At 67.0% G+C, this 25,340-nt stretch carries 22 protein-coding genes and 2 tRNA genes; 15 read left to right on the top strand and 9 right to left on the bottom strand.

Annotated features, from left to right (window positions below):
• Positions 1–53: 53 nt before the first annotated feature.
• The 4 genes from GON09_RS09020 to GON09_RS09005 all read left to right on the top strand — a co-directional run bounded on the left by GON09_RS09020 (position 54) and on the right by GON09_RS09005 (position 3,848).
• A complete protein-coding gene (locus tag GON09_RS09020) occupies positions 54–1,268 on the top strand; it encodes an SfnB family sulfur acquisition oxidoreductase (RefSeq protein WP_213931504.1) in 1,215 nt (404 codons plus the stop codon).
• 109 nt (positions 1,269–1,377) lie between these two features.
• A complete protein-coding gene (sfnG, locus tag GON09_RS09015) occupies positions 1,378–2,493 on the top strand; it encodes a dimethylsulfone monooxygenase SfnG (protein ID WP_213931503.1) in 1,116 nt (371 codons plus the stop codon).
• A 74-nt stretch (positions 2,494–2,567) separates the two neighbouring features.
• A complete protein-coding gene (locus tag GON09_RS09010) occupies positions 2,568–3,047 on the top strand; it encodes a ribose-5-phosphate isomerase (RefSeq protein WP_213931502.1) in 480 nt (159 codons plus the stop codon).
• Between the two features lie 3 nt (positions 3,048–3,050).
• Complete coding sequence (locus tag GON09_RS09005; RefSeq protein ID WP_213931501.1) at positions 3,051–3,848, top strand: Fpg/Nei family DNA glycosylase; 798 nt, start codon at positions 3,051–3,053, stop codon at positions 3,846–3,848.
• A gap of 72 nt (positions 3,849–3,920) precedes the next feature.
• Here the strand turns inward: GON09_RS09005 and GON09_RS09000 are convergent, their stop codons facing one another.
• The 6 genes from GON09_RS09000 to GON09_RS08975 all read right to left on the bottom strand — a co-directional run bounded on the left by GON09_RS09000 (position 3,921) and on the right by GON09_RS08975 (position 9,769).
• Positions 3,921–4,706 (bottom strand): DUF1542 domain-containing protein, encoded by a 786-nt coding sequence (locus GON09_RS09000; RefSeq protein WP_213931500.1) that lies wholly within the window; start codon positions 4,704–4,706, stop codon positions 3,921–3,923.
• Positions 4,707–4,762: 56 nt separating this feature from the next.
• Complete coding sequence (locus GON09_RS28860; RefSeq protein ID WP_213931499.1) at positions 4,763–5,908, bottom strand: wax ester/triacylglycerol synthase domain-containing protein; 1,146 nt, start codon at positions 5,906–5,908, stop codon at positions 4,763–4,765.
• Between the two features lie 122 nt (positions 5,909–6,030).
• Positions 6,031–6,606, bottom strand: coding sequence for a hypothetical protein (locus tag GON09_RS08990; protein WP_213931498.1), 576 nt, complete (start codon positions 6,604–6,606; stop codon positions 6,031–6,033).
• 12 nt (positions 6,607–6,618) lie between these two features.
• The gene (locus GON09_RS08985; protein ID WP_213934365.1) at positions 6,619–7,767 is read right to left on the bottom strand and encodes a zinc-dependent alcohol dehydrogenase; all 1,149 of its coding nucleotides are present in this window, start codon (positions 7,765–7,767) and stop codon (positions 6,619–6,621) included.
• A gap of 94 nt (positions 7,768–7,861) precedes the next feature.
• Positions 7,862–9,088 carry a carboxylate-amine ligase gene (locus GON09_RS08980; RefSeq protein ID WP_213931497.1) on the bottom strand — a complete coding sequence of 409 codons (1,227 nt, stop codon included), beginning with the start codon at positions 9,086–9,088 and terminating at the stop codon, positions 7,862–7,864.
• 607 nt (positions 9,089–9,695) lie between these two features.
• A tRNA-Gly gene (locus GON09_RS08975) sits at positions 9,696–9,769 on the bottom strand.
• 140 nt (positions 9,770–9,909) lie between these two features.
• Between GON09_RS08975 and GON09_RS08970 the strand changes: the two genes are divergently transcribed.
• From GON09_RS08970 to GON09_RS08945, 6 genes are all read left to right on the top strand, one after another.
• Positions 9,910–9,986 (top strand) — tRNA-Pro (locus tag GON09_RS08970).
• A gap of 72 nt (positions 9,987–10,058) precedes the next feature.
• A complete protein-coding gene (tig, locus tag GON09_RS08965) occupies positions 10,059–11,432 on the top strand; it encodes a trigger factor (protein ID WP_374195294.1) in 1,374 nt (457 codons plus the stop codon).
• A gap of 142 nt (positions 11,433–11,574) precedes the next feature.
• On the top strand, positions 11,575–12,201 hold the full coding sequence (locus GON09_RS08960) for an ATP-dependent Clp protease proteolytic subunit (RefSeq protein WP_016933881.1): 627 nt from the start codon (positions 11,575–11,577) through the stop codon (positions 12,199–12,201).
• 46 nt (positions 12,202–12,247) lie between these two features.
• Entirely contained in the window at positions 12,248–12,910 is a 663-nt protein-coding gene (locus GON09_RS08955; protein WP_213931495.1) for an ATP-dependent Clp protease proteolytic subunit, read from the top strand.
• A 230-nt stretch (positions 12,911–13,140) separates the two neighbouring features.
• Entirely contained in the window at positions 13,141–14,418 is a 1,278-nt protein-coding gene (clpX, locus tag GON09_RS08950; RefSeq protein WP_213931494.1) for an ATP-dependent Clp protease ATP-binding subunit ClpX, read from the top strand.
• 180 nt (positions 14,419–14,598) lie between these two features.
• The gene (locus GON09_RS08945) at positions 14,599–16,191 is read left to right on the top strand and encodes an acyl-CoA synthetase (protein WP_213931493.1); all 1,593 of its coding nucleotides are present in this window, start codon (positions 14,599–14,601) and stop codon (positions 16,189–16,191) included.
• On the opposite strand, the gene GON09_RS08940 is transcribed toward GON09_RS08945, so the two are convergent.
• On the bottom strand, positions 16,152–16,607 hold the full coding sequence (locus GON09_RS08940) for a hypothetical protein (RefSeq protein WP_213931492.1): 456 nt from the start codon (positions 16,605–16,607) through the stop codon (positions 16,152–16,154). The two genes, GON09_RS08945 and GON09_RS08940, sit on opposite strands and share 40 nt — an antisense overlap.
• 378 nt (positions 16,608–16,985) lie before the next feature.
• Here GON09_RS08940 and GON09_RS08935 point away from each other — a divergent pair, with 378 nt between their 5' ends.
• Together GON09_RS08935 and GON09_RS08930 are read left to right on the top strand one after the other, a co-directional pair.
• The gene (locus tag GON09_RS08935; RefSeq protein ID WP_213931491.1) at positions 16,986–18,131 is read left to right on the top strand and encodes a phosphotransferase family protein; all 1,146 of its coding nucleotides are present in this window, start codon (positions 16,986–16,988) and stop codon (positions 18,129–18,131) included.
• 4 nt (positions 18,132–18,135) lie between these two features.
• Complete coding sequence (locus tag GON09_RS08930; protein ID WP_213931490.1) at positions 18,136–19,236, top strand: hypothetical protein; 1,101 nt, start codon at positions 18,136–18,138, stop codon at positions 19,234–19,236.
• 75 nt (positions 19,237–19,311) lie between these two features.
• On the opposite strand, the gene GON09_RS08925 is transcribed toward GON09_RS08930, so the two are convergent.
• Both GON09_RS08925 and GON09_RS08920 read right to left on the bottom strand, forming a co-directional pair.
• The gene (locus tag GON09_RS08925) at positions 19,312–20,055 is read right to left on the bottom strand and encodes an SDR family NAD(P)-dependent oxidoreductase (RefSeq protein ID WP_213931489.1); all 744 of its coding nucleotides are present in this window, start codon (positions 20,053–20,055) and stop codon (positions 19,312–19,314) included.
• A gap of 34 nt (positions 20,056–20,089) precedes the next feature.
• Positions 20,090–21,010, bottom strand: coding sequence for a 3-oxoacyl-ACP reductase (locus GON09_RS08920; RefSeq protein ID WP_213931488.1), 921 nt, complete (start codon positions 21,008–21,010; stop codon positions 20,090–20,092).
• A 202-nt stretch (positions 21,011–21,212) separates the two neighbouring features.
• Here GON09_RS08920 and GON09_RS08915 point away from each other — a divergent pair, with 202 nt between their 5' ends.
• The 3 genes from GON09_RS08915 (at position 21,213) to GON09_RS08905 (ending at position 25,334) form a co-directional block, all read left to right on the top strand.
• Complete coding sequence (locus tag GON09_RS08915; RefSeq protein WP_213931487.1) at positions 21,213–21,830, top strand: TetR family transcriptional regulator; 618 nt, start codon at positions 21,213–21,215, stop codon at positions 21,828–21,830.
• A gap of 118 nt (positions 21,831–21,948) precedes the next feature.
• On the top strand, positions 21,949–23,112 hold the full coding sequence (locus GON09_RS08910; protein ID WP_213931486.1) for a steroid 3-ketoacyl-CoA thiolase: 1,164 nt from the start codon (positions 21,949–21,951) through the stop codon (positions 23,110–23,112).
• 32 nt (positions 23,113–23,144) lie between these two features.
• A complete protein-coding gene (locus GON09_RS08905; protein ID WP_213931485.1) occupies positions 23,145–25,334 on the top strand; it encodes an acyl-CoA dehydrogenase in 2,190 nt (729 codons plus the stop codon).
• Positions 25,335–25,340 lie beyond the last annotated feature (6 nt).

Raw genomic sequence — 25,340 nt, 5'->3', positions numbered from 1 at the left:
CCTCGTCCCCTGCTCGTCATCGGCAGCGCGCCGGGCGCGTCGGAGGTGACGCGATGACCACCTCACGCACCGCGACCCGCCTCACCGACACCGACGAGGCGCTGCGCGTCGCCTCTGCGCTCGCCGACGAGTTCGCTGCCGGCGCTTCCCGCCGCGATGCCGAACGGGAACTTCCACGCGACGAGATCCGCGCGCTCGCCGCCTCGGGGCTGACGGCGGTGACCGTGCCCACCGAATACGGCGGCATCGAAGCCCCGTACGAAGTGGTGGCCGAGATCTTCCGGATCCTCGCCTCCGCGGATCCGAGCATCGCCCAGATCCCGCACTCGCACTTCACCTTCCTGGAGGCGATCCGATCCCAGGGCAGCGACGAGCAGAAGCGCTTTTTCTACGACGAGGTGCTCGCAGGGGCGCTGTTCGCCAACGCCCAGAGCGAACGTGGATCGCGTCCGGTGAACATCGACAGCACGGTGTTGCGCCGCCGGGGCGACGGCTACGTCCTCACCGGGCGCAAGTTCTACAGCACCGGTGCGCTGTTCGCCGAGTGGATCGCGGTGCGTGCCAGCCTCGCCGCCGACCCGGACTCGATCGATTCGTCGACCCCGAAGGCCGTCGCCTTCGTCCGCCGCGGCACCGCCGGTCTCACCGTCGTAGACGACTGGGACGGCATGGGACAGCGCACCACTGCGAGCGGCACCGTCACACTCGACGACGTCGAGGTCCCCGACGCGGCGGTCGTGCCGTACACGCCGATCTTCGAAGCACCCACCACCTACGGCGCCCAGGCACAGTTGCTGCACTCGGCGATCGACGTGGGTATCGCGACCGGCGCACTCGCCGAAGCCGTCGTCCAGGCAGGGCGCGCCCGCCCGCACTTCGAGGCGGATGTGGAACGCGCAGTGGATGATCCGCTGCTCGTGCAGATCGCCGGGGAGGCCACCGTCACCGTCCGCGCCGCCCAGGCGCTGCTCGCGGAGGCAGGTCGGGCGGTCGACCACGCACGCGCGAACCCTACCGCGGAGACCACCGCTGCAGCCTCCATCGAGGTCGCCACCGCAAAGGTCGCCGCGACTCGCGCCGCCGTCGAGACGGCGAACATCCTGTTCGAACTCGGCGGCACCCGCAGCGCATCGGGATCGGCGAATCTCTCGCGCTACTGGCGCGACGCCCGCACCCACACCCTGCACGACGCGACCCGCTGGAAGCTCCAGCACATCGGCCGGTGGACGCTCAGCGGAACCCACCCGCCGCGCTACGGCGTTCTCTGACCGCCTCCGGGCAGGTCGCGCGCCGACCTGCCCGGATCGGCGATCAACGGTTCGGATCTCGTTGATTCTTATGGTGGGCTCGGGGTCGGTCCCGGGCTTGGATGAACACATGTCGACCGAACGCATCGCCGATCAGATCACTTTCGCCTACTGGGTGCCCAATGTCAGTGGTGGCCTGGTCACCTCGGATATCGAACAGCGCACGAGCTGGGACTACGAGTACAACGTCGACCTTGCTCGCACCGCCGAGAACAACGGTTTCGAGTACGCGCTGAGTCAGGTGCGGTACGAGGCCAGTTACGGTGCCGAGTTCCAGCACGAGTCGACGAGCTTCAGCCTCGCACTGCTGCTCGCCACCGAGCGGCTCAAGGTCATCGCCGCCGTCCACCCCGGCCTGTGGCAGCCGGCCGTACTGGCCAAACTGGGCGCGACGGCCGACCAACTGTCCGGTGGCCGGTTCGCGGTCAACGTCGTGAGCGGATGGTTCAAAGACGAGTTCACCCACATGGGTGAACCCTGGCTCGAGCACGACGAGCGCTACCGGCGCAGCGCCGAGTTCCTGCAGGTACTTCGCAAGATCTGGACCGAGGACGACGTCGACTTCCGCGGCGACTTCTACCGGATCCACGACTTCACGCTGAAACCGAAGCCGGCCAACACGCCGCAGCGCCCGAACCCGGAACTCTTCCAGGGTGGCAACTCGACCGCGGCGATCGCCAACGGCGGCCGGTACGCCGACTGGTACTTCAGCAACGGCAAGGACTACGACGGCATCACCGCCCAGATCGACGAGCTGCGCGAGGTCGCCCGGGCCCATGACCGCGAGGTGAGGATCGGGCTCAACGGCTTCATCATCGCCCGTGACACCGAGAAGGAGGCCCGCGACACCCTGCGCGAGATCGTGGAGAAGGCGAACAAGCCGGCCGTCGAGGGCTTCCGCGACGCTGTTCAGCAGGCCGGCTCGTCCACGGGCGACAAGAAGGGCATGTGGGCGGACTCGACCTTCGAGGATCTCGTCCAGTACAACGACGGCTTCAAGACCGAGCTCATCGGCACACCCGAGCAGATCGCGCGCCGCATCGTCGAGTACCGCCGTCGCGGCGTCGACCTGATCCTCGCCGGCTTCCTTCACTTCCGAGAGGAGGTCGAGTACTTCGGCAAGAATGTACTGCCGATCGTGCGCGAACTCGAGGCCCAGGAGGTGCGTGAACCCGCCGGCGTGTGACGCGGACGCAACCGCCGCTCACGCGGTCGAACGGCGCGTGCGGGGGAGCGGACGGGCCTCGTTAGACTCGGCCCATGCGCGTTTACCTGGGAGCCGACCACGCGGGCTTCGAACGGAAGAATGAGATCGTCGAGCACCTGAAGAAGAACGGCCACGAGCCGATCGACTGCGGTGCGTTCGAGTACGACGCCCTCGACGACTACCCGGCCTTCTGCATCGAGGCCGCACGGCGCACCGTCGCCGACAAGGGCAGCCTCGGCATCGTGCTCGGTGGCAGCGGTAACGGCGAGCAGATTGCCGCCAACAAGGTGCCGGGTGCCCGCTGCGCCCTGGCCTGGAGCGTCGACACCGCCAAGCTCGCGCGCGAGCACAACAACGCGCAGCTCATCGGCATCGGTGGCCGCATGCACAGCCTCGAGGAGACCCTCGCGATCGTCGACGCATTCCTGTCGACCGAGTGGTCGAACGAGGAACGCCACCAGCGCCGCATCGACATCCTCGCCGAGTACGAGAAGACCGGGGAAGCGCCGGCAGTGCCCGGCGCGCCTGCCTGATCCGTGCCCGAGGGACACATCCTGCACCGGCTCGCCCGGCTGCACCACGAGTGGTACTCGGGTGCGCCGGTGCGGGTGTCCAGTCCACAGGGGCGGTTCGCCGACGGTGCCGCCGCCGTGGACGGGCGCGTGCTGACCCACGCGGACGCGTGGGGGAAGCATCTCTTCCACCACTACGAGGGCGGTCTCGCCGTCCACGTGCATCTCGGCATCTACGGTGAGTTCACCGACCGGGAGTTGCCGCTCGGCGAACCGGTCGGGCAGGTGCGTATGCGGATGATCGGCGCACGCCACGGCAGTGACCTGCGCGGTCCGGCGGCGTGCGAGGTGCTCACCCCGGGTGAGGTCGAGGCGATCGAGGCGAGACTCGGCCCCGACCCGCTGCGTTCCGACGCCGATCCCGAACGGGCATGGCGCCGGATCGGTAGGTCGCGCACCGCAATCGGGGCGTTGCTCATGAACCAGGCGGTGATCGCCGGGGTGGGCAACGTGTACCGGGCCGAAGTACTGTTCCGCCACGGCATTCATCCTGAACGTCCTGGAAACAAGGTGCCCCGCAGCGAATTCGACGCGATCTGGGCGGACCTCGTCGAGCTGATGAACGTCGGCGTCAAGCACGGACGCATGCACGTCGTCCGACCCGAACACGACCACGGTGCACCGGCCTACGCCAAGAACAGACCTCGGACGTACGTCTATCGCCGCGCCGGTGAACCCTGCCGCATCTGCGGGACGCCCGTGCTGCACTCGGTGATGCAGGCGCGGAACCTGTTCTGGTGTCCGGTCTGTCAGCCGCGCTGAATCACAGCCGCGCTGAATCACAGCCGCGCTGAATCAGGAGCGGGGCTCGCGGCCGGGCAGGGCCCGACTCACTCAGAAGTCGAACCCGCCGAAATCGAACCCGCCGCCGTCTCCGCCGCCGAAGTCGCCTCCACCGACATCCTCACCGCCGCCGAAGTCGTCGCCTCCTCCGTACTCGTCACCACCACCGCCGTAGTCTGCGTCCGCCGACGGGTCGCCCGCACCGGATTCGAACGCCTGGGCGTCGTAGGGGACACCGGCCATCCCGGCGAACATCGAGGAGAAGAGCAGCATGGAGCCGACGCCCCATGCGCCCGCGACGAGGGCGGGCTTCCACCAGGGTTCCGAATACCAGCCCGCGGGGACGGGCCGGCCCGCGACCCGACCGCCCGGGTAGTAGTTCGGCGTCGCCGAGGACGGAGACGGCGATGCGGCGATCGTGCGGCCCTCGAAGTCGACGGTGCGCTTCTCGGTAACCTCACCCGCGGACTTCTGGCCGTCGAGCGTCGGGATCTCCGGACCCGGATCCATACCCATCGCCAGGCGTGCCGCCCGGATGTAGTACAGACCTTCGAGGGCGGTCTGCTTCGCGAGGCGTGCCTGCATCGGGGTGTTCACCTGCTCGATCTGGGAGCCGGCCGCGGTGAACCGTTCGGAGGCGTCCGCGAGCGCCTGACGCGAGGCGTCGTCGGTGCCGGTCAGGTTGTAGATCTGACCGCCGAGGCGCTCGATGGCCTGCCGCGCGTCGGCTTTGGCGTCGTCGAGGGTGTTGGTCCGGTGACGAGTGGAGCCCTTCTGGGAGCGGGAGACGAAGTACACCACGGCACCGACGGCGGCGACGATGAGCAGAAGTTCCACGGCCGATCCTTCCGGTCGGGGGAGGGTCCTGTCCTCCAGCGTACCGACGCGGCGGTTCACTCCCCGAGAACCGCGCGCATCCCTTCCTGCAGGCAGGAATCGAACGATTCACGATTGGGGACGGCGGTGGGATCCACCGCCAGGCCCATGCAGCAGGTATCGCGATAGGACATCGCCGACGCGGTGAGCATCGCACCGTCGGCCGCGCCGAAGCCGTAGTACCGTTCGATCTTCGCGCCACCCACGTAGAGCGGTGCGTGGGAGCCGGGAAGTGTGGACACCACCACGTCCCTGGGGCCGACGGCGATGCCGGACTCCGTCGAAGACCCTGCGGTGGAGGAGGGGGCCGCCGGACTCCCGGCCGAGGGCGGGAACGAGACGTCGATTCGTCGCATGAGATCGGCCGTGTCCAGTGCGTGGAGGTCTGCCGCGTCCTCGGGGGACATGGGGATCACTCCACCGTCCGGCCCCGGGACGACGACGCGCAGACCGTCGGTCGTGCGTCCGTGCCGCCGTCGGTATTCGCTGTATGCCAGGAGCATCGCCGCGGTGAAACCACTCGGGACACGACAACCCGCACGTTCGCAGGCGCGCCGCAATGCCGCGAGATCCGCATCGAGTACGTGCAGGCGCGGAGCGCGGGGCGCGGGCTCCTCGGCGCGGTCACCGGTGCGCCCGAGCAGGACGTTGATCAACCCGGTGCTCAGCGAGGTGAACACGTGCGCCGCGGTGCGGAACGACTCGGCGCCCTGCTCGGAGACCGACCGCGCCCACGACAACATCGAGTCGGATTGCCCGGACTCCGGCGTGGAGCCGAGGTGCCGCAGCCGGATCACGAGTGCCGATTGGCCACCGTCCAGGCCGTCGAGCAGGGTCAGCTCCCATCGGGGGTGCCGGAGGCCGGACGGGTCGGGCGCCGAGCGGGCGTAGGCGAGTACTTCCTCGAAACTCGCCGGGGCGGCCAGCGCCACCCGCTCGAGATGCCACGGCGGATCCGAATCGGGATGCCCGGCGTGGCGCGGCGGGTCGAGTCCGAACGGAAGTTCCACCACCCGGTGCCGGAAACCGGGCGACTCGTGGTTGCCGGGCGCGAGCACCGCGGCGACCCGCTCCCAGTCGGGGGTTGCATCGAGAAGGACCGCGGCGACGACGGAGGAACCGGGGGAGTGGGCCCGGGCACGGTCGTCGGGGGTGTCCTTCACATGAGGGACCGTCTCACATCGTGCTCGTCGGACACCTGCGCTTTGCTCTCGCTTTGCACTATCGAGTCGAAAAGGTGACACGTCGTTGCTGGATTCGGGGTCGTCCCACGTGCAGGAGGCCGTCACGTCCGCGCGCGACCTCTCCACCGGCCCACGGCCACCGCCCCCAGCCCGGCTGCGGCGATCCACGGTGCTCCCGCGACGAGCGGGTCGAGCCACTGATGGTTGACGTCGGCGCGCGAGCTGCGGCGCCTCGACGCCCCGCCGTGCGCGGTGATCTCCGCCCGGAGTCCGCTCTCGGTCACCGGATTGTCGGGCCGGCCCTGCAGCACGGCCTGGACGCGGCTCTCCACCACGTCGATACGATCGGCGCCGAGCAAGAGCAGCCAGTGTGCGGCCCGGCCTTCGCTGTACCGGCGGTAGGCGTGCCTGCGAACGGCACCGGACAGTCCTTTCAGCGGTGCCGTGGTGCCGAATACCGGCGTGACGAAAGCGTGCTCGATCGAGCGTTCGCGGTTCTCGTAGCCGGGTTGGCGTTCGGGGAAGTCCCAGTGCGCGCCGGTGGCCTCGGGTGCGAACCGTTCCTTCGGGACGGACGGACGGTCGCGCGGATCCAGGTCGACTCCCCATCCGGGGATGCGAGCGCGCAGCTGGTCGGGGGTCTCGGGGGGTGCGGGCTTGTCTGCGGTGTAGGCCATGGCGGAACCTCCTCAGCTCCCGTCGGCGACGATGATCGGCTTGATGCACCCGTCGAGCTTCGACGAGAACATGTGATAGGCCTCTGCGATGTGTTCGAGGGGAACGCGGTGCGTGACGATGTCGTTCGGTTTCAGATAACCGTTGCGGACGTGCTCGAACAGTCGTGGCCACTGGCGTTTGACGGGGCACTGGTTCATCCGCAGCGTCAGCCCCTTGTTCAGCGCGTCCCCGAACTTCACGGCGCTGAAGATCGGACCGTAGGCACCCATCACCGAGACGGTGCCGCCCTTGCGGACACCGTCGATCGCCCAGTTCAGCGCTACCGGCGATCCCCCCTGCATCTTCAGCTTCGCAGCGGTGACGTGTTGCAGGAAGTTCCCGTCGGCTTCCGCGCCGACGGCGTCGATGGCGACGTCCGCCCCGAGGTGACCGGTGATCTTCTTCACATGGACGACGATGTCGTCGTACTCCGCGAAGTTGTAGGTCTCCGCGTGCGCGAAGGTGCGGGCCTTCTCCAGCCGGTATTCGAGGTGGTCGATCACGATGACCCGGCCGGCTCCCATGAACCAGGCGGATTTCGCGGCGTAGAGGCCCACCGGGCCGGCACCGAAGACCACGACCGTGTCGCCCTCGGCGATGTCGCCCAGCTGGGCACCGAAATAGCCGGTCGCGAGTGCGTCGGTGAGCATCAGGGCGTCCTCGCGGTCCATCCAGTCGGGGACGAGGGTGGGACCGACGTCGGCGAACGGCACCCGCACGAACTCGGCCTGGCCGCCGTCGTAGCCGCCGCAGGTGTGCGAGTAGCCGTAGATGCCGCCGACCGCGGTCGCGTTCGGGTTGACGTTGTGACAGTTGGAGTACAGTCCACGCGCGCAGAAGAAGCACGATCCGCAGAAGACGTTGAACGGCACCATGACTCGATCCCCGGGTTTCAGGGTCTGCACCGACGGGCCCACCTCGTGGACCACGCCGACGAACTCGTGGCCGAACGTCGTACCGACACGGGTATCGGGCATCATCCCGTGGTAGAGATGCAGGTCGGAGCCGCAGATCGCCGCCAGTTCGACGCGCACGATCGCGTCGTTCGGATGTTCGATCCGGGGAATGTCCTTCTCTTCGACGCGAACCCGGTACGGGCCGCGATAGACCATCGCGCGCACTTGTGCTCCCTCGTCGTAGTTCGTGTCGACGCGAGTACCCGACGAGGGAGCTGCCAAACGACGAGGTTCGCCGGGCAGCCCGCGAACGGGCGACTCAGACCGCCGGCGCGTCCGGTGTCGGGCGGGCGCCTCCGGACACGGTGTGTGTCCACGGCTCGGCCACGAACTGCCGTGTCAGGGCGTCGACGACGTCGGCGGGGTCGTGGCGGCGTTCGAAAGCGCGACGTTGCAGCGTCGCGCCGGTGCCGCGCGAAAAGATCTTCTCCGCCATCTTCACCGTGCGGCGGTAGTCACCCGTCTCCTCCAGTCGGGGCCGGATGTGCCGGAGGAGAGTGGCGAAGGACTGTCGTGCGGTCGTCGTCCGCCCCGTCGAAACGTCGATCGCGCGCCCGGTCGTCCCCTCGCGCGCAGCACACAGATATGCGGCGCGGAGGACTTCGTCGGGGACCGGGGGAGCAGCCACCCCCGCCCGGACGTCCCGTTCGGCCGTTGCGACGAGCGCACGCACGACGGTCGCCATGAGAACTGTTTCGTCGACGGTCGCCGGGACATCACTCACCCGCACCTCGACGGTCGGAAGATGCGCGGACGGACGCACGTCCCAATAGACCATGCCCGGATCGAGGATGTTGCCGCTCTCGATCATGAGGTCCACGACGGAGTCGAAGTGTTCCACCGACGTGAAGCGAGGTGGGGGACCCGAGCACGGCCATCGGCCGGCGACGATCGCTCGCCAACTCGCGTATCCGGTGTCCCGACCCCGGTACAACGGTGAATTGGCCGTCGAGGCCAGCAGGGCGGGCAACCACAATCGCACGTGATTGCACACGTGGACCGCGATCTCCCGGTCTGCGACGCCGATGTGGACGTGGCAACCGCACACCTCCTGCTCCTCGACCAGTCGTCCGTACCGCTCCGCCATCGTCCGGTACCGGGGCACGTCCGTCACAGGTGCGAGCGGCTGAACCGTCGGCGATGCTCCCGCCGCCAGGAGAGCCACACCGCACTGCACTGCCGCCGCGGCGGCAGTGGCCCTGGCCTCGAGGACACGGGCCCGCAAGTCGGTCGAGCTGCGACAGACCGGCGTGTTCACCTCGATCTGGATCCGTTTGAGTTCGTAGTCCATCCGGGCTCCGAGCCTCCGGCCGGCGGCCACGACGACGTCGTTGCTCTCGGTGAGACACTCCGAAGTCGTGTCGACGAGGAAGAACTCCTCCTCGACCCCGACGGTCGGGCCGGAATCCGTTGCCTCGCTCTTCGCGGTCCCGGGGCCCGCGACGCCCGTGAGGTCGAAGGATGTCGATGCCGGGCGCCGAGTCATCGCCGCCTCCCTTACTCGTGAGGCGCCCTCGATGCGGGCGGGCGCCCTGGGTGACGCCGGCGCCTTCTCGACCGACCGTGTCCTACGGACGAGACGAGAAATTGCTGGATCTCGCACCATGGTTACACGGAAACGATGTTCCCCCTTCGCGATCACCGAAACTTCGGACGTTCGCGGTGGGAACCTCCGGAATCGGGACCGACCGGAGTCGCTCCCGACTCCGGCCGGCCGGAGACGGGACGGTGCCGAGCTGTCGACACCCCCCTGCGGTGTCACCCGACGACGTCCCGCCTGTTCGTGGTTGCGTCCGTTCGGGACGTGGCGCAACATTGCGGCGCGGTGTCCGCGAGGTCGTCGGAATGCGGGTGCACGAGGAGGCCGACTCGCATGGTGTCGGTGCGGCGACGGTGCGGTGGATCGAAGCGGACGGCAGCCGAGATCGCATTCGAACGACTCGTGGTGGGCTGCTTCTCAACCTCGACCGCATGATGGCACTCATCCGTCGATGTGTCCAGGAGCGACGGGATACACGCGGAGGCCGCCGATCGGCCGAACCGTTCCAAACGACGAACACCCGCCGATGCGGTGCGCGATCGGCGGGTGTTCATGGAGGGGATGACGGGAATCGAACCCGCGTAGCCAGTTTGGAAGACTGGGGCTCTACCATTGAGCTACATCCCCGTTGGGCTGCGGCGCCGGTGATCGACCGGTGCTGCGGCTTGCGAGATGAGACTGTACCGGACCTCGCTTTGGATTTCATAATCGGGGGGCCGTAGGATTCTGCGATGGGTCCCGCGAGTTGGTTGCGGTGCCTTCACGACCGGGATGTGGCGCAGCTTGGTAGCGCATCCGCTTTGGGAGCGGAGGGTCGCAGGTTCGAATCCTGTCATCCCGACCAGATCGAACAGCGTCAGCGCGCTCAGTAGTGAACGAACGACCGACAAGAGAGCACGACAGAAGGAGCATGTCCGTGAAGAGCACCGTCGAGCAGCTGAGCCCGACGCGAGTCCGTATCAATGTTGAGGTGCCCTTCGAGGAGCTCCAGCCTGATTTCGACCGCGCTTTCAAGGCCCTCGCAGGCCAGGTTCGCATCCCGGGCTTCCGTCCCGGTAAGGCTCCCCGCAAGATCCTCGAGGCCCGCGTCGGCCGCGGCGCCGTCCTGGACCAGGTCATCAACGAGGCCATCCAGAGCCGTTACACCGAGGCCGTGACCGCGAACGACGTCAAGGTCATCAGCCAGCCCGAGATCGACGTCACGAAGCTCGAGGACAACGTCGAGCTGGCGTTCACCGCCGAGGTCGACGTCCGACCCGAGATCACCCTGCCCGACTTCTCCGAGATCGCCGTCACGGTCGATCCCGTCGAGATCACCGATGAGGACATCGCCGAGCAGTTGCTGTCGCTGCGTCAGCGCTTCGGCACCCTGACGGGTGTGGAGCGTCCGGTGCAGGACGGCGACTTCGTGTCCATCGACCTGTCCGCGACGGTCGACGGCAACGAGGTTCCCGAGGCCGCCACCGAGGGTCTGTCGCACGAGGTCGGCTCCGGCCAGCTCATCGACGGCCTCGACGAGGCGATCATCGGCCTGTCCGCCGGCGAATCCAAGGAGTTCACCTCCACGCTGGTCGCCGGCGAGTACGCCGGTAAGGAAGCCGTCGTCACCGTCAAGGTCAACACCGTCAAGCAGCGCGAGCTGCCCGAGGCCGACGACGAGTTCGCGCAGCTCGCGAGCGAGTTCGACACCATCGGCGAGCTCGAGGCCGATCTTCGCGAGCGCGTCGAGCGTGTCAAGCAGGTCGAGCAGGCCGGACAGATCCGCGACAAGGTCCTCGAAGCACTCCTCGAGACCGTCGAGATCCCGGTCCCCGAGGCCGCCGTCCAGGCCGAGGTCGACAGCGCGCTGCACGACGCGATCCACGAGCTCGATCACGACGAGACCAAGCTGAACGAGCTGCTCGAGGGCCAGGGGTCGAGCCGTGAGGAGTTCGACAAGGAGGCACGCGAGTCCGCCGAGCGTTCGGTGAAGACCCAGCTGCTCCTCGATGCGATCGCCGAGGCGGAGAACACCACGGTCGAGCAGCAGGAGCTGACCGAGCGCATCTTCTTCCAGGCGCAGCGCTACGGCATCCCGCCGGAGCAGTTCATCCAGCAGATCAGCCAGGCCAACCAGCTCGGTGCCGTCTTCGCGGACGTCCGCCGCGGTAAGGCGCTCGGCACCGTCGTCGATCGCGCCACCGTGACCGACACCACGGGCGCGACCGTCGACACCAGCGAGCTGTTCGGCACCAAGAACGAGGACGAGAACGCCGAGGCGGAGACCGCCGAGGACTCGGCCTCCGAGTAGTCGGACGACCCACGGAGATTCGGATCCGATGGGACACGAATTTCCGCTTTGAGCGAAGAGGGGCGGCACCGGGCATCCGGTGCCGCCCCGTTTCGTTAGTGTCAGTGTCAGCAATCCACGATCGACGAGAAGGCAGGTACCCGTGACTCCTCAGAATCCGGCGACATCCATCGGTCCCACGATGACCTCGGCCACCGCTGGGCTGAACCTCAGCGACTCGGTGTACGAACGCCTGCTCCGCGAGCGCATCATCTTCCTGGGCACCCAGGTCGACGACGACATCGCGAACAAGTTGTGCGCGCAGATCCTTCTGCTGTCGGCCGAGGATCCCACCCGCGACATCTCGCTGTACATCAACTCGCCGGGCGGATCGGTCACCGCGGGCATGGCGATCTACGACACGATGAAGTTCGTCGAGTGCGATGTCGCGACCTTCGCGATGGGCCTGGCGGCCTCGATGGGGCAGTTCCTGCTCTCCGCCGGCACCAAGGGCAAGCGCTACGCCCTGCCGCACGCCCGGATCATGATGCACCAGCCGTCCGCGGGCATCGGTGGTACGGCCAGCGACATCGCGATCATGGCGGAGCAGTTCGCGCACACCAAGCGCGAGATGGCCGAGCTCATCGCCGAGCACACGGGCCAGACGGTGGAGCAGATCACCAAGGACTCCGACCGCGACCGCTGGTTCACGGCGCAGCAGGCGCTCGAATACGGCTTCGTCGACCACGTCGTCTCCCGGGCGCAGCAGGCCGGCGGCACCGGCAACTAGGTCCCGGCCCGATCGGCCCTCACCCCACCGAATTCTTGGAGAAGCGATGACCAACATGTTCGATCCGCGCCAGCTCGGCGGCGCCGCTCCTGCCTCGCCCGCGAGCCGCTACATCCTTCCGTCGTTCATCGAGCACTCGAGCTACGGCGTCAAGGAGTCCAACCCGTACAACAAGCTGTTCGAAGAGCGCATCATCTTCCTCGGCGTCCAGGTCGACGACGCGTCCGCCAACGACGTGATGGCGCAGCTGCTGGTGCTCGAGTCGCTCGACCCGGACCGCGACATCACCATGTACATCAACTCGCCCGGCGGTTCGTTCACATCGCTCATGGCGATCTACGACACGATGCAGTACGTGCGCGCCGACATCACGACGGTGTGCCTCGGCCAGGCGGCGTCCGCCGCGGCGGTCCTGCTCGCCGCCGGCACCCCCGGTAAGCGTCTCGCCCTGCCCAACGCTCGCGTGCTCATCCACCAGCCGGCGACGGGTGGCATCCAGGGTCAGGTTTCCGATCTCGAAATCCAGGCCGCCGAGATCGAACGCATGCGTACCCTCATGGAGAACACGCTCGCGAAGCACACGGGCAGAGAGCCCGAGCAGATCCGCAAGGACACCGACCGCGACAAGATCCTCACCGCGGAGCAGGCCGTCGAATACGGTCTGATCGACCGGGTCCTCGAGTACCGGAAGCTCTCGGCTCAGAAGTAGAACGACGCAGGCGGTTCCGGGAGGCACTGTGTCTTCCGGAACCGCCATCGCCGGGACTGTGATCGCAGACACATGCTGTGCTGTACAAATATGACCGGAAACGCGCAGAACCGGTCGACCTGCGCGCCGACATCCGGGTACGGTCGATCAAAGGGCCCGCTCCCCGGGACCGCCTCGTGTGGTGGTTGCGGGACCGGTTGCACGCACACGAGGAAGTAGGGACCTGACTGATGGCACGTATCGGTGACGGCGGAGATCTGCTCAAGTGCTCCTTCTGCGGAAAGAGCCAGAAGCAGGTCAAGAAGCTCATTGCGGGCCCCGGTGTCTACATCTGCGACGAGTGCATCGATCTCTGCAACGAGATCATCGAAGAGGAACTGGCCGAGACCAGCGAGGTCAAGCTCGACGAGCTGCCCAAGCCCGCCGAGATCCGCGATTTCCTCGACAACTACGTGATCGGCCAGGACTCCGCCAAGCGCACGCTGGCCGTGGCGGTCTACAACCACTACAAGCGCATCCAGGCCGGCGACAAGGGCCGCGACTCCCGTGGCGAGACGGTCGAACTCGCGAAGTCCAACATCCTGCTCCTCGGCCCCACGGGCTGCGGCAAGACCTATCTCGCGCAGACGCTCGCGAAGATGCTCAACGTGCCGTTCGCCATCGCCGACGCCACCGCACTGACCGAGGCCGGTTACGTCGGTGAGGATGTCGAGAACATCCTCCTCAAGCTCATCCAGGCCGCCGACTACGACGTCAAACGCGCCGAGACCGGCATCATCTACATCGACGAGGTCGACAAGATCGCCCGCAAGAGCGAGAACCCGTCGATCACCCGCGACGTCTCGGGTGAGGGTGTGCAGCAGGCGCTGCTGAAGATCCTCGAAGGCACCCAGGCATCCGTCCCGCCGCAGGGTGGCCGCAAGCATCCGCACCAGGAATTCATCCAGATCGATACCACCAACGTGCTGTTCATCGTGGCGGGTGCGTTCGCCGGTCTCGAGAAGATCGTTTCCGACCGCGTCGGCAAGCGGGGCATCGGCTTCGGTGCCGAGGTTCGGTCGAAGGCGGAGATCGACACCACCGACCACTTCGCCGACGTCATGCCCGAGGATCTCATCAAGTTCGGTCTCATCCCCGAGTTCATCGGTCGTCTGCCGATCCTCGCGTCGGTGACGAACCTCGACAAGGAATCCCTCGTCGAGATCCTGTCGGAGCCCAAGAACGCTCTGGTCAAGCAGTACGTGCGCCTGTTCGAGATGGACGGTGTCGAACTCGAGTTCTCGCAGGACGGACTCGAAGCGGTTGCCGACCAGGCGATTCTCCGTGGCACCGGCGCCCGTGGGCTCCGCGCCATCATGGAGGAGGTGCTCCTGCCCGTGATGTACGACATCCCCAGCCGCGACGACGTCGCCAAGGTCGTGGTGACGGCCGAGACCGTCACCGACAACGTTCTCCCGACGATCGTGCCCCGCAAGGCCGATCGGGAGCGCCGCGACAAGAGCGCCTGATCTGTAGAACTCCGAGATTTCCACGAGCGCCCCGGCACGGACAGTGTCGGGGTGCTCGTCGTCGTGGGGGCATCGAGTGTGATCTTCACCCGTCCCACTGACCGGGAGTGGTAAAGGTCACTGTGTGCGTGAGGTGACACCTTGGCCGCATCTCATGCCACTGTCCCGGAAGGACTCTCGATGTCGCTGAACCTCGCGGACTTGTTCGAAGCAATCGTCGATGCTGTGCCCGAACGTACGGCGATCATCTGCGGCGACGAGCGACTCACCTACGGCGAGCTCGATGCCGGCGCCAACCGCCTTGCCCACCATCTGGCCGGTGCGGGAGTGGGTGCAGGTGACCACGTAGGCGTGTACATGCGCAACAGCACGGAACTCGTCGAGTCGCTGCTCGCGTGCCTGAAGATCCGTGCGGTCCCGATCAATATCAACTTCCGGTACGTCGACGCGGAGCTGGCTTACCTGTTCGACAACGCGGAACTCGTCGCTGTGATCGCCGACGGAGAATTCGTCGGCGCCACCACCGCGGTGCTGCCGCGAACGCCCACGGTGCGGCACGTCGTCACCGTCGGATCGGCCGCCGACGTGGAATGGGGTCAGGTGACCGCCGTCGACTTCGGCAAGGCGACGGCCGGCGAGTCCGCCGAGCGCAACTTTCCTGCGCGCAGCGGCGACGATCTGTTCATCATCTACACCGGCGGAACGACGGGTCTGCCGAAGGGCGTGATGTGGCGGCACGAGGACTTCTTCCACGCGGCACTGTCTGGCGGGAATCCGTTCGGCGAACCCCATGCCGATGCCGCCGGGGTGGCGGCCACGGCCACAAACATGCCGGAGATGACCTGGATGCTCACCGCCCCCCTCATCCACGGTGCTGCCATGTACAGCATGTTCAGTGCCTTCTGTCTCGGAACGGCGCAGGTGCTGGTGCGCGGCTTCGACCCCGTCGAAGTTCTCGGTCTCATCCAACGCGAGAGGGTGATGACGATGACCATCGTCGGCGACGCCATGGCCCGTCCGCTCGCCGACGCGATCGCCGAGCGCGGATCCGAGTACGACCTCGCCTCGCTGTTCGTGATCGGCTCCGGTGGCGCGTTGTTCTCGAGCACCGTCCGCGAGCAGTTGTCCTCGCTGCTCCCGAACGTCATGGTGCGGGACAATTTCGGCTCGTCGGAGTCCGGCACGGACGGCGAACTCGCCATCGGGAGTGACGGGACCATGCGTGTCGCCCCCAGGCCCACCGTGCGCGTCGTCGACGAGCGGATGCGCCCCGTCGAGCCGGGTTCGGGGGAGTTCGGCTATCTTGCCCGCACCGGGCACGTGCCGCTCGGCTACTGGGGCGACCCGGCGAAGACCGCAGCCACCTTCCCGGTCGTCGACGGCGTGCGCATGGCGGTTCTCGGGGACATGGCCCGAGTCGAGGACGACGGCACGATCGTCCTGCTGGGCCGGGGATCGATGTGTATCAACACGGGAGGGGAGAAGGTGTTCCCCGAAGAGGTGGAGATGGCGATGAAGAGTCATCCCGCTGTGATGGATGCGCTCGTCGCAGGGGTCGACGACGAGCGTTACGGCCAGCGGGTCGGGGCCGTGATCCAGCCGCGCGAAGGGCACGAGGTGCCACCGCTCGACGAACTGGCCGAGCATGTCGCCGGACTCATCGCTCGGTACAAGGTTCCGCGGGTGGTCGTCGGCGTGGACCACATCGTGCGTTCTCCCGCGGGTAAGGCCGACTACCGTTGGGCCAAAGCGACACTCGAATCGTCCCGCTGACGGGACGCCCCGTCCGGACGCCGGCCGGATGCGATCGACTCGGCGGCGAAACGCGCTGCGCGGACGAACATCTCGGTTACGTCGTCGTTCGGGTCGGATCTCCAGCGTCGAACGGTCGAGAGGTACATCGCACCGACCATCCTGGCGAGAAGTTGCGGTGGGTGGTCGGTGCGGACCTCTCTGCGTGTCACACCGGCCTGCAGGATGCGGAGCAGTTCGTCGTCCAGCAGTTGCGTGCGCGCGTCGCTGAGTTCCGTTGTAGCCATATCTTTCTCGAGCTCCACGGTGAGTGCCTGTAGATAGCCGGGTGGCTCGCGGGTCTCACGTGCGAAGTCCGCGAAGACAGCCACGATTCGCTCGTCTGTTGTCAGGTCGTGGGACAGCAGTTCGTCGACCAGTCGGGCGAGTGCATCCATGTGACATGCGTGGAGTGCCGTGACCAGCGCGCCTTTGCTGGGAAGTAGTTGAAGAGCGTTGCCCGGGAAACCCCCGGCGCTTGTTCTGTTCTCGTCGACCGAGGATCGCACGCTCGCTCATCGTCTCCGGACTCTACGGTGCGGTCGGGTCACCGGCGGAACGAGCTCGAGAAAAAGGTTCGAGAACATGTTTCAAAAACTTGGACCAGCGTCTATCTTCGGCGCCAGGCGTAACGGCGATCACACGATCCGCGCCGCTGGTGGAGGGCGCTTCTCCGAGCCCTCTGCGGGGGAGGCCGTCGAGACATCGACTACTGGAACCCATGTCGGAAGCCGGGGACGATCGGGCTCGTTTCGTAGAGAGAACTGGAGGCATGGATGGCCACGGACAGTGTGGTGCCGGAAGGCGCGGAGCAGGAGATCAAGACCACCGAGACCGATCTCGATGCGGTGCGCGAGCAGTTGCAGGACTGGCTCGGCGACCGTATGGGCACGGCCGAGGCCCCGCGGGTGTACGACGTGACCCGCCCGACCCACTCGGGGATGTCCAGCATCTCCGTCCTGTTCGATCTCGACTGGAGCCGGGACGGGCAGGGGCACACGGACCATCTGGTCGCCCGGCTCGCCCCCGAGGAGACGGCGTTCCCGGTGTTCCCCGGCTACGACCTGCAACGGCAGTTCGACGTCATGGCTGCGGTGCGTGATCACAGCACGGTGCCGGTGCCCGCCGTGCGTTGGGTCGAGACCTCCTCGGGTCCGCTCGGCCGTCCCTTTCTCGTCATGGAACGTGTCGATGGCAATGTGCCGGTGGACAACCCGCCGTACGTCTTCGGCGGATGGCTGTACGAGATGAGCGACGACGAGCGCGCGGTGCTGGAGACGGCCAGCGTACGGATGCTGGCCGCGATCCACGCCGTCGATGATCCGGCCTCGCGGATCCCGTCGCTCGCCGGGACGGACGGACTCTCGGGACTGCGCCGGCACTTCGAGATCGAACGCGCCTACTACGAGTGGACACGTCGCGAAGACGGTCTTCGCATCCCGGTGCTGGAGAGGGCATTCGACTGGCTCGAAGCCCACTGGCCTGCCGAACCGTCGCCCGACGTGCTGTGCTGGGGCGACGCCCGGATCGGGAACATCATGTACGACGGCACGACACCGGTCGCGGTGCTCGACTGGGAGTCGACCGCGCTCGCGCCCCGGGAGCTGGACCTCGGCTGGTTCATCTGTTTCCATCGCATCTTCCAGGACATCGCCGAACAGTTCTCGTTTCCCGGTCTACCCGGTTTCCTCCGCCGCTCCGAGGTCGTGGCGGAATACGAGAAGGCCGCCGGAGTCGAGGTACGTGACCTGGACTTCTACCTCGTGTACGCCGCGCTGCGCCACGGCATCGTGATGTCGCAGATCGAGCGCCGGCGCATCCACTTCGGTGAGGTGGAACCGCACGACGACCCGGACGCCTACGTACTCCACCGCGACATGCTCACGCGTTTGCTCGACGAATCCTACGATTGGGAGAAGTGACTCGATGAAACCAGCTCTGCTCGACGAATATCCGGTGCACCAGTCACCACTGTCGATGGGACGGGTGGCGTCCACGGACCGGAACTTCTACGACCGCAACTATTTCAACGCCCACGATCGCACGGGCGAGATCTACCTCATCACCGGATTCGGTGTGTATCCGAATCTGAGTGTGGTCGACGCCTTCGTCACGGTCCGGCATGGGGATTCCCAAGTAGCGGTTCGGTTCTCCGATGCTCTCGGGGAGCGGTCCATGGACAGCGCGGTCGGTGGGTACCGGCTCGAGGTCGTCGAACCCCTGCAGAAGATTCGCGTCATCTGTGAACACGACGAGCTGTCCTGTGATCTCACCTGGGACGGATCGTTCCCCGCCGTGCTCGAAGAGGCACACATCCTGATGTCGGGTCCACGCCCCATCCTGGACGCCTCCCGATTCGCGCAGGTCGGGAGCTGGTCGGGCAGCATCTGCGTGCAGGGCAAGGACTTCACGGTCGACCCGGAAACATGGATGGGTACGCGCGACCGCTCGTGGGGCATCCGTCCGGTCGGGGAGCCGGATCCGCAGGGGCGCTGGACCTACGAGAACCGGGGCGGGCATTACTGGACGTATGTGCCGCTGCGTTTCGACGACTTCGCACTCATGGTGATCGTGCAGGAATCGTCCGACGGGCATCGCACGCTCAATCACGCCACACGCATCTTCGCCGACGGTCGCGTCGAACAGCTCGGGTGGCCGCGCCTCGAGGTGAACTACCGCAGCGGAACGCGCCACCCCGAGTCCGCGCGCATTCACCTCAGCACGCCGGAAGGAAAGCCTCTGCTCGTGGACGTGGAGAACCTCGGGTTCATCTCTCTGAGCCACGGTGCCGGATACGGCGGCGACCCCGAATGGACGCACGGTGAGTGGCGCGGGGAGAACTGGTCGTCCTCTTCAGTGGTGGATACCACGACGGCGGAGTTCCACGGCCGGTTGCCGTATTCGACGATCGATCACATCGCACGAGCGGCCGTCGACGGGCAGGTCGGCTGGGGGATGTTCGAACACGCGGTCATGGGACGGCACGACCCGTCCGGCTTCGTCGGCTGGACGGACATGGCGCCGTAGCGACTGCCGGCCACGAGCACCTCCGGCCGAGCAGGCCGCGGTCGGAGGTGCTGTCGACCTCAGGCGGATATGCGGTCAACGCAGCTTGATGGTCCCACCGTCGACCATGAGCGTCTGGCCGGTCATGTAGGCCGCGTCGTCACTGGCCAGGAAGACTGCGACCCGGCCGATATCGGCCTGCGGGTCGCCGAACCGGTGCAGCGGGGTCTTCGCCAGCAGTGCTTGCTCGACGCCGGGGTTGGCCGAGATGTACGCCTCGACACCCTCGGTCAGCGCCAGAGGAGAGATGACGTTGACGTTGATGTCGTCCGCGGCCCACTCGTTTGCCGCGACCCGACTGATCGCTCGGATCGCTTCCTTGGCAGCCGCGTACGAACTCTGCGTCGCGCTTCCTTCGATCCCGGCTCCGGACGCGAAGTTGATCACCGAACCCTGGTTCGCGGCGAGCTGGGCGTGTGCTGCTTTCATCAACCGGAATGTCGGGTAGAAGCCCGTGCCGAACGACAGGTCGAGCATCTCCTGCGTGGTCTCCAGCAGCGGCGCCTGCCTGGACGCGTGCGCATTGTTGACGAGCACGTCGACCTTACCGAACCGCTCGACGGCCGCGGCGACGATGGTCTCGGCGCTGGACTCGTCGGAGATGTCCGTGTGCAGGAACTTCCCGGCCCCGCCGAGTTCGGTTTCGAGAGCTTCACCCGCATCCAGGTCGATGTCGACGAACAGGACTCGGGCACCCTCCTCCACGAATGCCCTGACGATGCCGCGACCGATCCCTCCGGCGCCGCCGGTGACGATCGCGACCTTGGCTGCAAGTCTCATACCGTGCTCCCTCCGTGGGTGCGGTTCCGGGTGATCAGTCGACGGCCAGCGCAGCCTTCTCGAGTTCTGCGATGCTGTACGCGGCGTACGTCTCGTACGGGCCGCGACCGGCGAAGTACGACGAGAGCTGCTCGTCGAGCTCCTCGACTGTGAACGCGGAACCGGCAGCGTCGAAACGGTTCTCGACCTTGGGCGCCGCCATGAGCGCGACCATCTTCCCGTACACCACGAACACCTGCCCGGTGATCTCCGCGGAGGCAGGTGAGGCGAGATAGCTCACCAGGGTGCCCACGCGCTCGGGCGCGAGGGGGTCGAGTCCGGTCGTGGCGTCGGCCTCGCCGAAGGCCTCCGCCGTCATCGCGGTGCGCGCACGGGGGCAGATCGCATTCGCGGTGACGCCGTAGCGCGCCAGGCCCTGGGCCGTGGACAGTGTGAGCGCCGTGATGCCGGCCTTCGCGGCGGAATAGTTCGGTTGTCCGGCGGAGCCGAAGAGGAAAGCCTCCGACGACGTATTGACGATGCGGCCGTAGACCGGCCCGCCGGCCGCCTTGCTCATCCGGCGCCAGTGCGCTGCGGCGGCATGCGACGTGGCGGCGTGGCCCTTGAGATGCACTCGGATCACGTCGTCCCAGTCGGACTCGGTCAGGTTGAAGATCATCTTGTCCCGGATGATGCCCGCGTTGTTGACCAGGATGTCGAAGGACCCGAAGGCCTCGACGGATTCCTCCACGAGGCGGCCGCCGAGAGACCAGTCGGACACGTCTCCGGTGACGGCGATCGCGCGACCGCCGGCCGCGACGATCTCCTCCGCGACCAGATGCGCGGCGTCACCCATGTCGTTGACGACGACTGCCGCACCCGCAGCGGCCAGGGCGAGGGCTTCGGCACGGCCCAGGCCCGCCCCGGCGCCGGTCACGACCGCCGCGCGCCCGGTCAGACTTACGGATTCACCCATGGAACGTCTCCTGTTCGGTCGCCGCGATCGGTCACCGCATCACGGCAGAATTAGTATTGATTCTAGTTTGGGATCGTGCGGGGTCGGATCATGCGCCAGGTCTCGCTGGGCGGGATCGGGCGGGCTGCGGACCGTTCCGCCTGGAACGTTCGTCGCCGACGGTGGTGGAGGCGCCCACCGGTCGCGAAGGGGAGGATCGAGCATGCCCAGACTTGCGGAGGCGCGGGATGCCGCCGAGCCGAACTCGGCCGAGCAGCACGCCCGATACGGCAGGATCCTCGGCGCCGCAGCGCAATTGGGTGCGGTGAAGGAACTCGAGCGCGTTCGGATGCAGGAGGTCGCCGAACTCGCCGGCGTCGCCATCGGCACCCTCTACCGCTATTTTCCGTCGAAGACTCATCTCTTCGTCGCGGTCATGGTCGATCGGATCGATCGGATGGGGATCCATCTCGCCGGGCGTTCACGCGTATCCGGCTCGCCTGCACAGGCCGTGTACGACGTGTTGTTGCAGGCCACCCGGGCGCTGGTGCGGAGGCCGCTGTTGGCGAACGCGATGATCCAGTCCGCCGCGTCGTCGAATGCCGCTACCGTTCCGGATGCGGCGAAGATCGATCGGCACTTCGACGGATTGCTCCTCGCTGCCGCCGGTGTCGCCGAACCGACGGTTCGTGACGCGACCGTCGTGCGACTGCTGGTGGCGCTGTGGTTCGGACTCGTCCGATCCGCGCTCAACGGCCGAATGTCGATCCCCGAAGTCGAGTCCGATCTGCGCATCGCATGCGACCTGCTGCTCGTCGACCTGTCCGCAGGCCCGCGCTGACCCGCGGCTCTCGAAAACCGCCTCCGCAAGGACGGTCCCGTTCGGTGGGACGGCGCAGGAATCTGCGGCCCACGTAACTAGAATAAATTTCAATATCCTCGTAGAGCTGGGAGTGGGCATGAGCAACGTCGTCATTGTGGAGGCCGCGCGGACACCGATCGGTCGTCGCCGCGGTCAGCTGGCCGGGGTGCACCCCGCCGTGTTGCTCGGTGCCGCTCAGAAAGCCGTTCTCGACCGCACCGGACTTCCTGCCGATCAGGTCGGTCAGCTCGTCGGGGGTGCCGTCACCCAGGCGGGGGAGCAGTCCAACAACGTGACCCGCCAGGCCTGGCTCCACGCGGGTCTTCCGTATACGACGGCCGCGACGACCATCGATTGTGCGTGCAGTTCGTCGCAGCAGGCGGTCCACATGGTGGCCGGGTTGATCGCGTCCGGGCAGGTCGACGCCGGAATCGGGTGTGGCGTCGAGGTCATGAGCCGCGTGTTCCTCGGCCAGGCCAACGCACCGGGCACCGGTAATCCCTATCCGGACGACTGGTCGATCGACATGGGTGACCAGTTCACCTCCGCCGAGCGGATCGCCGCACGGCGTGGCATCAAGCGTGGGGACGTCGATGCCCTCGGGCTCGAGTCGCAGCGGCGCGCCGCGGCCGCATGGGCGGAAGGCCGTTTCGATCGCGAGATCGTCCCGGTCCAGGCGCCGGTCGTGACCAAGGACGGTGAGCCCACCGGGGAGATCGCGACTGTGACCCGAGACGGAGGGCTCCGTGACACCACTGCGGAAGGACTTGCGAGCCTGCGGCCGGTGGTCGAGAACGGCATCCACACTGCCGGCAACTCCTCCCAGGTCAGCGATGGTGCCGCCGCAGTGCTGCTGATGAGCGAGGACAAGGCGCGCGAAACCGGTTTGCGCCCGCGCGCCCGCATCCTCGCGTCCACACTCGTCGGTTCCGACCCGTACTACCACCTCGACGGTCCCATCGATGCGACCCGGGCGGTGCTCGATCGAACCGGAATGTCGTTGTCCGACATCGACATCGTCGAGATCAACGAAGCCTTCGCCTCCGTCGTACTGTCCTGGGCGCAGGTCCACGGGGCAGACATGAGCAAGGTCAACGTCAACGGCGGTGCCATCGCGCTCGGACATCCTGTCGGTTCCACCGGATCGCGGCTGATCACCAGTGCTCTGCACGAACTCGAGCGTTCGAACCGTTCGACGGCACTGGTCACGATGTGTGCGGGTGGCGCGATGGCCACCGCCACCATCATCGAGCGCATCTGACGCCGGACATTCATCTATCCGAAGGACCTTTCATGACTCTGGGATTGAGTGACGAGGACCGCGAGCTCCGCGATTCCGTGCGCGGCTGGGCGGCGCGGCACGCGACGCCCGACGTGATCCGCACGACTGTCGAAGCGAAGACGGAAGCGCGCCCGCCGTACTGGGGGTCGCTCGCCGAACTCGGCATGCTGGGATTGCACCTCCCGGAGGAGTTCGGGGGTGCCGGCTTCGGCCTGCTCGAAACCGCGATCGTCGCAGAGGAACTCGGACGATCCATGGTTCCGGGCCCGTTCCTTCCGACGGTGATCGTCTCCGCGGTCCTGAACCGGGCGGGGCGGCGCACCGAACTCGACGGCCTCGCTGACGGTTCGTTGTTCGGTGCGGTGTCCCTGCAGCCGGGAGGGCTGCGCGTGGTGCGTGACGGCGATTCCCTCACGCTCTCGGGTACCTCCGGCGTCGCCCTCGGTGGCCAGGTCGCGGATATGTTCCTGCTCGCGGCCGACGACAACGGCGAGCGGGTGTTCGTCGTCGTGGCTCGCGACCGTGTCGACGTCACGAACCTGCCGAGCTACGACGTGATCCGCCGCAACGCCGAGATCACCGTCGACGGCGTGGCGCTGTCCGACGAGGACGTCCTGTCGCTCGATGCGCAACGGGTCGTCGACATCGCCGCGACGTTGTTCGCGGCCGAGGCTGCCGGACTCGCGGATCGGGCCACCACCACCGCGGCGGACTACGCGCGGGTCCGCAAGCAGTTCGGTCGTGTCATCGGCCAGTTCCAGGGTGTCAAGCACACTGTCGCCCGGATGCTCTGCCTTACCGAACAGGCCCGGGTCGTGGCATGGGACGCGGCGCGCGCTCTCGGTGAGGACATCTCGGACGACGAGGCTTCGCTCGCCGCGGCGGTCGCCGCGTCCATCGCCCCGGAGGCGGCGTTCCAGGTCACCAAGAGTTGCATCCAGGTCCTCGGCGGCATCGGTTACACCTGGGAGCACGACGCACATCTGTACATGCGGCGTGCCCAATCGCTCCGTATCCTGCTGGGCTCCACAGCATTCTGGCGACGTCGCGTCGCCCACCTCACGCTCGGCGGTGCCCGTCGTGTGCTGAGTGTCGACCTACCGGCCGAAGCGGAACAGATCCGCGCCGACATCCGCGCCGAACTCGAACCGGCCCGCACGCTCGAAAGCGCTGCCCGCAAGGCGTATCTGGCCGAGAACGGCTATACCGCTCCGCATCTGCCCGAGCCATGGGGTAAGGCCGCCGACGCCGTCACGCAGCTCGTCGTCGCCGAGGAACTCCGCGCAGCAGGACTCGAACCGCACGATATGATCATCGGAAACTGGGTGGTGCCGACTCTGATCGCGCACGGCAGCACCGACCAGATCGAGCGATTCGTCCCGCAGTCGCTGCGCGGGGACCTCGTGTGGTGCCAGCTCTTCTCCGAGCCCGGCGCCGGCTCCGACCTCGCCGGCCTGTCCACCAGAGCGGTCAAGGTCGACGGTGGCTGGAAACTCGACGGTCAGAAGGTGTGGACATCGATGGCGCGTGTCGCCGACTGGGGGATCTGCCTCGCCCGCACCGACACGGAGGCGCCCAAACACAAAGGGCTGTCCTACTTCCTGATCGACATCAGGAACACCGAAGGTCTCGATATCCGACCGCTGCGGGAGATCACCGGCGAGGCGCTGTTCAACGAGGTGTTCCTCGACGACGTGTTCGTGCCCGACGAGTGCCTCGTCGGCGAGCCCGGCGACGGATGGAAGCTTGCCCGCACCACTCTCGCCAACGAGCGGGTCTCGCTCTCCCACGACTCGACCTTCGGGGCCGGGTGCGAGGCTCTTGTGGCGCTTGCACAAAGCGCTCCCGGTGGACCGGACGACGAACAGCTCACCGTGCTCGGCAAGGTGCTCGCCGATGCCACCTCCGGCGGCCTCATGGGTCTGCGCACCGCGCTCCGCTCCCTGACCGGTGCTCAGCCGGGTGCCGAGTCCTCCGTCGCCAAGCTGCTCGGTGTCGAACACATCCAGCAGGTCTGGGAGCTCGCGATGGACTGGGCCGGACCGGCCTCGTTGCTCGACGACCGGGATCGCACCTCGGCCACCCACATGTTCCTGAATGTGCAGTGCATGTCGATCGCCGGCGGAACGACCAATGTCCAGCTGAACATCATCGGTGAGCGGATTCTCGGTCTGCCCCGTGATCCCGAACCCGGAAAGTGAACGCCC

This window comes from Rhodococcus sp. B50, from assembly GCF_013602415.1.
Lineage (GTDB): Bacteria > Actinomycetota > Actinomycetes > Mycobacteriales > Mycobacteriaceae > Rhodococcus.
The sequence above is the reverse complement of the archived record's forward strand: the minus strand, read 5'-3'. Positions and strand labels throughout refer to the sequence as shown.